This window comes from uncultured Blautia sp., assembly GCF_902497045.1.
Classification (GTDB): domain Bacteria; phylum Bacillota; class Clostridia; order Lachnospirales; family Lachnospiraceae; genus Blautia_A.
This window is the reverse complement of the sequence record NZ_CABVDF010000109.1, coordinates 1-8,993: the sequence shown is the minus strand read 5'-3', so window position 1 is coordinate 8,993 and position 8,993 is coordinate 1. Positions and strand designations below refer to the sequence as shown.

The following is an 8,993-nucleotide window of genomic DNA, read 5'->3' as shown; positions in this document are numbered from 1 at the left end:
GAAAGGTCGTTTTCATGAAAAATAAAATTATAAAATGCCTGAAAAAATCCGTGTGTGGTATTTTATGTGCAGCAATGGCTTTTTTGCCGGCATCCTCCGTTTTCGCTACAGGCTATGACGAAACCGGCGCCCCTATTGTAACTGCCACTCCTACGCCTGATCCTCATACAGAATTTTATAACCAGGCTCCTTCTACCGATAATATTCCCGGATGGCCTCAGGGACCTAAGATTGAAGGAGAATCCGCCATCCTTGTAGACATGATCACCGGAACTGTCCTGTATTCAAAAAATGCTGACAAGGTTCAGTACCCTGCCAGCATCACAAAAATTATGACTGCTCTTCTTGCCGCGGAACATTTAGATATGAAAGGCAAACTTGTAATGTCAGAATCTGCCGCTCATGGCATCACCATCAGCGACAGCTCCAGCATCTATGCCGACACTGGCGAAGAACTGACCATGGAGCAGGCCATGATGGCTGTAATGCTTCAGTCTGCCAATGAAATGACTCTTGCACTTGCTGAAGAAACTTCCGGCTCCGTAAAAAAATTTGTAGAGCTGATGAACCTGAAGGCAAGACTTCTTGGCTGTACGGGAACTCATTTTAATAATCCCAACGGACTTCCCGATGAGCTGCATTACACAACTGCCAGCGATATGGCAAAAATAGCACGTGCTGCGTGGTTCAATCCAACTTTCCGTAAATTTGCTACTACTGCCTATTATGAGATTCCACCTACAAACAAATTTGCAGAAACCCGCTATCTTCTTAATCATCACAAAATGATGAAGGGAAATACACGAGCCTACGACGGCGTCCTTGGCGGAAAAACCGGCTATACGGATGCTGCCGGAAATACACTGGTAACCTATGCACGAAGAGGTAATTTGTATCTTGTTTCTGTTGTAATGAAATCTGTAAATGGTGCCTATTCCGATACAGCAGCACTTCTGGATTACGGTTTTAACAATTTTACCAGATCTGCAGTAAAAACAGAACCATCAGAGGTCTCTATATCCTGTCTTCCCTGCGAAAAATATATTCTGAAGGATTATAAGAATTCTGTTTTATTTTACCGGATCCAGCTGCCTTCTGTTACCCTTCCAAATGGTACCGATATCAATACACTGAAGAAAAGCCGTAAATTCAAAAAAAATCCTGCAGGTCTTCCCCTGCTGGAGATTACCTACAGTTTTAACGGCCAGCAGACCGGATTTGCAAGATATTATCAAAAAACTCTGCTATCCGATCTGCTTATCTGAATGATATTTCATATTACGTTTTCTGCGGAGAGAATCCCGCTTCTGGCGGATTTCCTCCGCTTTTTGTTCATTTACAGGTTTCAAAGTCTTTACTGCATAAAACGTATCCTCGTCTGTTTTACGGATCCTGACTTTTCCTTTAATATATCCATGCTCCTGACACTGAGAAATGCTTTCATATATTCTGGAATTATTCATAAACCATCTCAGCCGTCTTTTGGCCGGAAGGTGACAGACCGGACAGCGAGTGCTTGCCACTTCCCGATCTTTTATCACTTTTTCCCGGTCATGAAACTGTCTTGATATATATTTATCATAGGTAGGATATGAAATATAAATTTCTTTTTTCCGATTGTTTGGCGGCTGATAGGTATCTATAGAATAATAAGGAAGTATCTCCGCCATGTCCATCTTTGCAAAAACTCTGGCTGTATATTCCGCATCCTCCAATGCTCTGTGAAAATCCTTTTCTTTTTCAATATCCAGACAGTCAATGGCATATTCCAGACTTCTTCTCAGCTTAATGTTTTCATGAAACCAGCTGAACAGCTTCTGGATATCATAATAGATCACCGGACCGGGAAGAAGATCCAGGAGACTGTAATATCTCATATTTCTCTGAAGTTCCATCAGATCCTGCATCCCCCAGGTACAGAACACAAAATCCTTCCCGCACCAGTCCAGAAACTCCTGGACAGCCTGCGGAAACAGTTCTCCATTCATAAGTTCTTTATAATCCACATGGATCACATTATGGATACTGTCGTGGATCCAGTTATAAACCTGCGGTTTTACAAGCCTGTGAAATTCACTGATCTTTTCTCTTTTTTCATTCAGCTTTATCCCGCCGATCTCTATAATCTCAAAGGGCAGATCCGGATCTGAACCATTTTTTCCGGCAGGACACTGATTCCACTCCAGATCAAAAACAATATAATTCATATAAAGCTCTTCCTTTACTTTTCACTGTGCCAGTTCATATAAAGATGTGATCAGATACTCCTGGAATTTATCTTTATCTACATCTGTAAGCACATAAACATTTGTATCCTCTGCTTCATTTTTCCACCATCGGAATCCGCCCAGTACCGCCCCTCTGGCCGCACCTTCTGAACAGTCCACATCCAGGATCTTATGTCCTCCCTCAAATATTTCCGGATAAAGAAGATACATTACCGGAACTGCATCATGAACACTTACTTCTCCTCTGTATTTTTCAGAAGAATTCTCCAGACAATACCCCAGCATATCTCCACAGAGCTTTGCCGCAGGACTTCCCCACTGGCACATTTTCAGTATCTGTTTCCTGGTCAGTGTACACTTCTCTGTCACATCAAGTCCACACATTACCAGCGGAACACCTGATTGCAAAACCATTCTGGCAGCTTCCGGGTCCTCATAAAAATTAAATTCCGCAGCATCTGTAACATTACCTCCGGAAAGAGATCCTCCCATAAAAACAATCTCCCGGATCTTATCTGCTGTTTCCGGAAAGATCCGAAGCAAAAGTGCAACATTTGTCAGAGGACCTGTGGCAATTATTGATGCCTTTTCCTCTTTCTCCAGTTCTTTCAATATTCTTTGCATAAAGAGGATTCCGTTTTCTCTGCTCTCTGTTCTTTGTGTTTCCGGAAGAACACATCCGCCGATTCCGTCTTCTCCATGTGTTTCCGGTGCATACTCAGGTTCCCGTACCACAGGTCTGTCCATTCCTTTGGCTACCGGAGCTTCAATACCAAAAAAATCAGACAGACTCAGCGCATTTCTGCTTACTTTATCTATATCCTGATTCCCGCATACTGTTGTGATACCCAATATCTCCAGCTGATCCTGATGCGCTGAGGCCAAAGCCAGCATGACCCCATCGTCTACTCCCGGGTCACAGTCAATGATCACTTTTCTTCTTTTCATATTTTCTCACCGTTTTCCACATATATTCTTCCGCTGAAAAATGTTTTCCACATTATCCCCGGAACTTCTGTGTTTAAGTATAACAGACCTTTTCTCTTGTTTCAACCAGCCTGTGAACAGCTGTACAAAGCAAAAACTGCTGCAGATCCATGTTCTGTCCTCTATAGATTCCATAACACAATCTGCAGCAGTTTTTCTGCTTATATTTTTATCTTTTTACGGAAATGCCTGTTTTACCAGATATCACCAAAAAACTCCTCGTATGTGGCATCATCTTCAGATCCATTTCCAAACTCTTCCAGAATACTCTGCTCACCCTGTTCTTCTGATGGCTGAGCGTCCTCTTTTGTCTCAGATGCATCTGCTTCCTTATTGGTGTTTTTATCCAGCTTAACCGTTACTTTCTTTTCTTCATATCCACCGTTACCAAGAACCTGAAGTGTTACTTCGACTTCTTCTCCCGGCTCATAATACTGAAGCATGTCTACCAGAGCATCAATGCTGCGTACCCTCTTTCCGTCAAACTCTGTAATAATATTTTTTACCTGGATTCCTGCCTTATCCGCTGCGCCTCCTTTTACCACTTCTGCAACCAGGACACCTTCCGGAATGTCATAAACACTTGCTGCCTCTTCGCTTACAGAAGTTCCTGTAATAGCCAGAACCCCATGATCTTCCAGTCTGTCTCTTGGAGTCTCATTCATCAGATTCTCAAGGATATCAGATACGTCTGTGATGGCAATTGCATATCCCATTCCTTCCACTTCAGTGGATGCTAACTTGGCTGAATTGATTCCCACCAGTTCACCGTTCATATTAAGAAGAGCACCGCCGCTGTTTCCTGGGTTGATAGCCGCGTCTGTCTGGATCAGGTTTACGCCGTCAGAATTTTCATCGGCCTGACCGGAATCATCCAGCTTACGGTTCTTAGCGCTTACAATACCGGTGGTAACAGACTGTCCGTAACCAAGAGCATTACCAATGGCAATAACCTGTTCTCCAACCCTCAGATCATCAGAGCTTCCAATAGAAGCTACCTGGATCTGTTCCATGGTATCATCAGAAATATCTGAAACAGCTACAGAAACAACTGCCAGATCCTTATCTGCATCATAGCCCTTTACTGTTGCTTCATAAACTTCGCCGTCAATACAGGTTACCGATACGGTATTAGCACCCTCGATCACATGATAATTTGTTGCGATCAGAAGCTCTTCATCATTCTGTCCAATGATAATACCGGAGCCGCTTCCCTCAACCTCCTGCTGCTGTGTAGTAAATCCGCCGAATCCAAAATCTCCCAGATACGTCTGAACCTCCTGAACAGATTTCGTTGTAATGGCAACAACTGATTTCATTGCCTCTGCCGCAATATCTGATACGTCCAGACTGCCCTTAACTTTTGTTTCAGAAGGCTCTTCAGCCGGTTCCTGTGCAGTATCTGCGGTTTCTTCTTTTTTATCCTCTGATTTCTTTTTTGTTTTTAAAAGTTCTGTTCTGTTTTCTTCTGTATTAGATGCTTTTACTGTATTGCTGAAATTCCATCCAGAAGCAGAGCTGATTCCTTCAAATGCAAGACCGCCTGCCAGAACAGCACACAGAGCAATCCCTGTACCTTTCAGAATACGATTCTTCTTTTTGTTCTTTTTCTCCTTATTGTCATCATCATTATTTATATTAAAATCCTGGTTCATATTTTCCATTATGATTTCCCTCCTTGAATATCTCTGTTTTTCATTTGATGGTTTGAGTATAAAAAAAATTTGTGTTGACTTTGTGGGAAAAATGTGAGGAAACTGTTAATTCTCCCTGTTTTCTTTATCAGCTGCTCTCTCCATTTACATCTGTACTTTTTCTTATCATACTCTATTTTTATCAGTAAAACCAGTAGTATCCCCGAAAAATCCCTGACTTTGTGAAAAAAAGCACAAAATAAATTGTCGGCATCACATAAAAATGCTATAATGAAGCCAGCTGAACACAGCAGATAATGAGATTGAAAAAGAACAAAAGCGGAGGTATGGTAATGAAAAAACTGGCAGTGAAAAAAGGCGCTACCTGTATGGCATGTCTGGCATGTGTGGAGGCATGTTCCAATGCCTACTACAAAGAATCCAATGTACTTGCATCCTGCATCCAGATCGTAGAGCGCAAAGGCGAGCCAAGACCTGTGGCATGTCCTCAGTGCGGCAAATGTGCAGAGGTATGCGAGGCAGGCGCTATTACTCAGAACGCAAAGGGCGTTTACATGGTAAACAAAAAGCTTTGTACAGGCTGCGGTAAATGTGTGGAGGCATGTCCTTTCGGCCTCATGGTCAAAGTAGATGCAAAACCTGTAGCATCCAAATGTATCGCATGCGGTATCTGTGTAAAAGCCTGTCCAATGGACGTACTTGAAATCGTAGAAAAATAAAACCTGATTACTGCAAAAACGCTGCAGCCCGGAATCATCAACAGATTCTGAACTGCAGCGTTTTTTCTTATTATGCTACTCCATGTGCCTCCAGCCAGTCATAAAGAACTGTCTTTCCATTTTTTCTGGCATTTGCCATATGATGAAACTGCAGAATTGTCAGCAGGGTAAACAGAAGTGCCAGTACAACAAGTACCACAACTGATTTTCCTATACTTTCACCTCCTGCAATGGTGCTTCGAAAAGCATTTACTGTATAGGTAAAGGGCAGATAATTATGTATCTTTGCCACAAAGGAAGGAGAGATCTCTACAGGATAGGTTCCTGCTGAGCCAGCAAGCTGAACCACCATAAAGATCAGCATCAGGAAGCTTCCCACCTTACCGAAAGTAATATTAAAGAAATACATAATAGAAGTAAATGCCACTGATGCCAGACAGGAGAAAAGAACTGTCTTCATCATTTGTGCCGGTGTAAATCCGTCAATCAGGTGAAGCAGAATGATCAGAAGAATTCCCTGAAGAATTGCCACCGGATAAAGAACAGATGCCTTGCTTGCCCACCATGCAAAACCTGATTTTAGTTTTCCCTTGTATTCTGTCAGAGGATACATCAGACAGAAAGCAAGACAGCCTACCCAGAGACCTACAGACATCATATAGGGAGCCATAGCATGTCCATTATTCTTCACCGTTGTCATCTGTGTTTCTTCCTCCCTGACCGGTGCGGCAAACATGCTTATCATATCGTCATTCACCTTTGTTTCTTTTACCTGCTCTGCACCGTCACTGAGACTTGTCTGCAGAGTATCTGAACCGTCACTTAATTTTTTGATTCCCTCTCCCAGTTCCTTTGATCCGTCATAAAGCTGCGACGATCCATCCTGGATCTGTCCTGCACCGTCTGCAAGCTGAACCGCTCCTTTGTTCAGGGTACTGTTGTTTTCAACAAGCTTGCTTGTTCCGGCTTTCAGAGTTTTTGTTCCATCTGAAAGCTGTGCTGCCCCTGATGCAAGAGTCGAGGCTCCTGATGCAAGCTTCTGTGTTCCTGAGGTAAGAGCTTCATTATTTCCTGCCAGTGTTCTGACTCCGGTTGTATAGGTTTTGATTCCCTCACTTAATACGCCTACTCCATCTGCAAGTTTTTTTCCTCCGGCTGTCAGCTGACTGATACCTCCTGTTACGGTGCTGCCTGCGGCTTTCAGCGCTTCTGCTCCTGCTGTCAGTACCTTATCATTAGCTGTCAGCTGGGCAAATCCCTCATTCAGAGCTTTTATTCCTGCAGCTGCTTTTGGAAAATCCTTTGTTCCTTCTTCCAGGGTATCCAGAGCAGAGGATACCGCTCCCACACCCTGATTCACTTTCTGGGATCCTGCATAAAGCTGCCCTACTGCAGATGACACCTGATTGATGGGATCTGTTGGGATCGAAGGAATATTTTCTGCACCATCTGCCATTTTCTCAGCTCCGGCTTTCATCTGATCTGCTCCGGCTTTCATTTCTCCTGATTTTGTTCCAAGAGTCTCTGCACCCTTTTTCAGTCCTTCTGCCGCTTCATTCAGCTGTCCTGCTGTTCCGTTTAAGGTTTCCTGGACACCTGCCAGCTGCTGGGAAGCTGCGTCTGCAATCTGCTGTGCCTGCGCTGTATAAGCAGACGCATCCATATTTTCCACATTATTCTGTACTGCATCTACTCCAGACACACCGGAAGCAGAATTGCCAAGCATTCCGATCACGGCATTCAGACTTGCCGCAGAAACCATTCCGTTTTCATCTGCTGAACCTTGTATTCCCTGGATTGCTGCCTGAGCATTTGCCATAGATGCCTGCATACCGGATATCTGCTGATTTGCCGCATCGATCTGCCCGTTTGCAGAAGCAATCTGAGCATTTGCCGCGTCCAGCTGGTTTCTTGCTGCATCCAGCTTGCCATTTGCGTCCTGAGCGCACTGATTTACAATGCCTGCCACTCCACTTACTGCATCTGCCACAGGTTTGGATACACTCTGAACCTGAGCTGCCACTGCAGAAATGCCCTGGCCTGCCTGTGTAATCACGCCTGCCGCATTTGTCATTCCTTCTGCAGCCTGTGTCATTCCGGAAGAAGCAGAAGTCATTCCTTTTCCAGCACTTTCCATTCCGCTTTTTGCTTCAGATAAACCTGATGTCAGCTTTTTGATATTTTCTGCTGTCACACTGCCTCCAAGCTCTTTCAGCTGTCCGTACAGTTCCCCTAAGCCGGATTCAATCTGCTGAGTTCCCGCTTTCAGAGAGCCATCTCCTTTGGAAACAGAACTGTTCAACTGAGAAATACCGGAAGATACCTGACCGATTTCCTCCAGCGGTGAAAGCTGTTCTGCTCCCGCTGCCAGCTGATCCGCTCCGGCAACATACTGGAGCACTCCATTTGCAAGAGTGTTTGCCCCGCTTACATACTGAGTTGTTCCATCTTTCAGGGTATCAAGACCTTTTTTCAGCGTCTCTGCCCCATCCTGAAGATCTCCCGTTCCAGCTGTCAATTGAGCAGAGTTTGCATCGAGCTTTGCAACTCCATCTGTATAATCTTTGACCCCCTGGTTTAATGTGTTTACACCTGCTGTCAGCTCCGGAATCTTTGCTGTCAGAGTACTGACTCCGTCATTCAGCTGTGCAGCTCCATCATCAACCTGGGCTACGCCGTCTGTATATTCTTTCAGCCCCTCTGTGAGAGTATTTGCTCCGTCCTTAAAAGTAAGAGTACTGTCCGCCAGCTTTTTCAGATTATCCGTAATGGTTTTATTTCCATCAGACGCATCTCCCAGTCCGTCATTCAGCTTTACGGAACCATCAGCTGCCTCCTGCATACCGTCTCCGATCTCTGTAATCTGGTCAAAAACTGTCTGTGTATAAGTTTCTGTTACCTGTGATGCTACCTCATCACGGATTTTTACAACAGCACTCTCACTCATTTTTGAAGCAATATAATTTGTTCCCGGATTTGTCTCATACTCCAGTTCCATTTTCTTTGGCTTCTCATCCATCAGGGTAGAAGCATTCTGAGAAAAATCTTCCGGAATGGTAATTACCATATAATAGGTGCCATTTCTCAGTCCCTGTTCCGCATCTTTGCTGTCCACAAAATGAAAATCAAGGGAATCATTATCCCTCAGGGCATCTTCCATATCACTTCCCACACTCAGGGTTTTTCCCTCATATTCTACGGCCTTATCCTTGTTGACTACCGCCACAGGAAGCTGATCCAGATTTCCATAGGGATCCCACATGGATTTCAGAAATAATCCTGCATAAATAACGGGAATTACGATAATAGCAATAACAACTACTACCAGCATTTTATTCTTCAGCAGGTTTTTCCACTCATTTTTGATCATAGTCATTCCCTTTCTTTCTATAATTGATCCTGTT

General features: G+C 43.9%; 6 protein-coding genes. 2 read left to right on the top strand and 4 right to left on the bottom strand.

Annotated elements, in window-relative coordinates; all coding sequences use genetic code 11:
- Positions 1-14: 14 nt before the first annotated feature.
- Positions 15-1,265 carry a D-alanyl-D-alanine carboxypeptidase family protein gene (locus RDS42_RS09080; RefSeq protein WP_308783380.1) on the top strand — a complete coding sequence of 417 codons (1,251 nt, stop codon included), beginning with the start codon at positions 15-17 and terminating at the stop codon, positions 1,263-1,265.
- Here the strand turns inward: RDS42_RS09080 and RDS42_RS09075 are convergent.
- From RDS42_RS09075 to RDS42_RS09065, 3 genes are all read right to left on the bottom strand, one after another.
- Positions 1,245-2,207, bottom strand: coding sequence for a 3'-5' exonuclease (locus tag RDS42_RS09075; RefSeq protein ID WP_308783379.1), 963 nt, complete (start codon positions 2,205-2,207; stop codon positions 1,245-1,247). The two genes, RDS42_RS09080 and RDS42_RS09075, sit on opposite strands and share 21 nt — an antisense overlap.
- A gap of 21 nt (positions 2,208-2,228) precedes the next feature.
- Positions 2,229-3,176: a nucleoside hydrolase gene (locus tag RDS42_RS09070; protein ID WP_308783378.1), complete on the bottom strand. Its 948-nt coding sequence runs from the start codon at positions 3,174-3,176 to the stop codon at positions 2,229-2,231.
- 233 nt (positions 3,177-3,409) lie between these two features.
- A complete protein-coding gene (locus RDS42_RS09065) occupies positions 3,410-4,879 on the bottom strand; it encodes a trypsin-like peptidase domain-containing protein (RefSeq protein ID WP_308783377.1) in 1,470 nt (489 codons plus the stop codon).
- Positions 4,880-5,172: 293 nt separating this feature from the next.
- Here RDS42_RS09065 and RDS42_RS09060 point away from each other — a divergent pair, with 293 nt between their 5' ends.
- Positions 5,173-5,589, top strand: a complete 417-nt coding sequence (locus RDS42_RS09060; protein ID WP_330489737.1) for a 4Fe-4S binding protein — start codon at positions 5,173-5,175, stop codon at positions 5,587-5,589.
- A 70-nt stretch (positions 5,590-5,659) separates the two neighbouring features.
- Here the strand turns inward: RDS42_RS09060 and RDS42_RS09055 are convergent.
- A partial coding sequence (locus tag RDS42_RS09055; protein ID WP_308783376.1) for a YhgE/Pip family protein occupies positions 5,660-8,993 on the bottom strand: 3,334 nt, incomplete at its 5' end.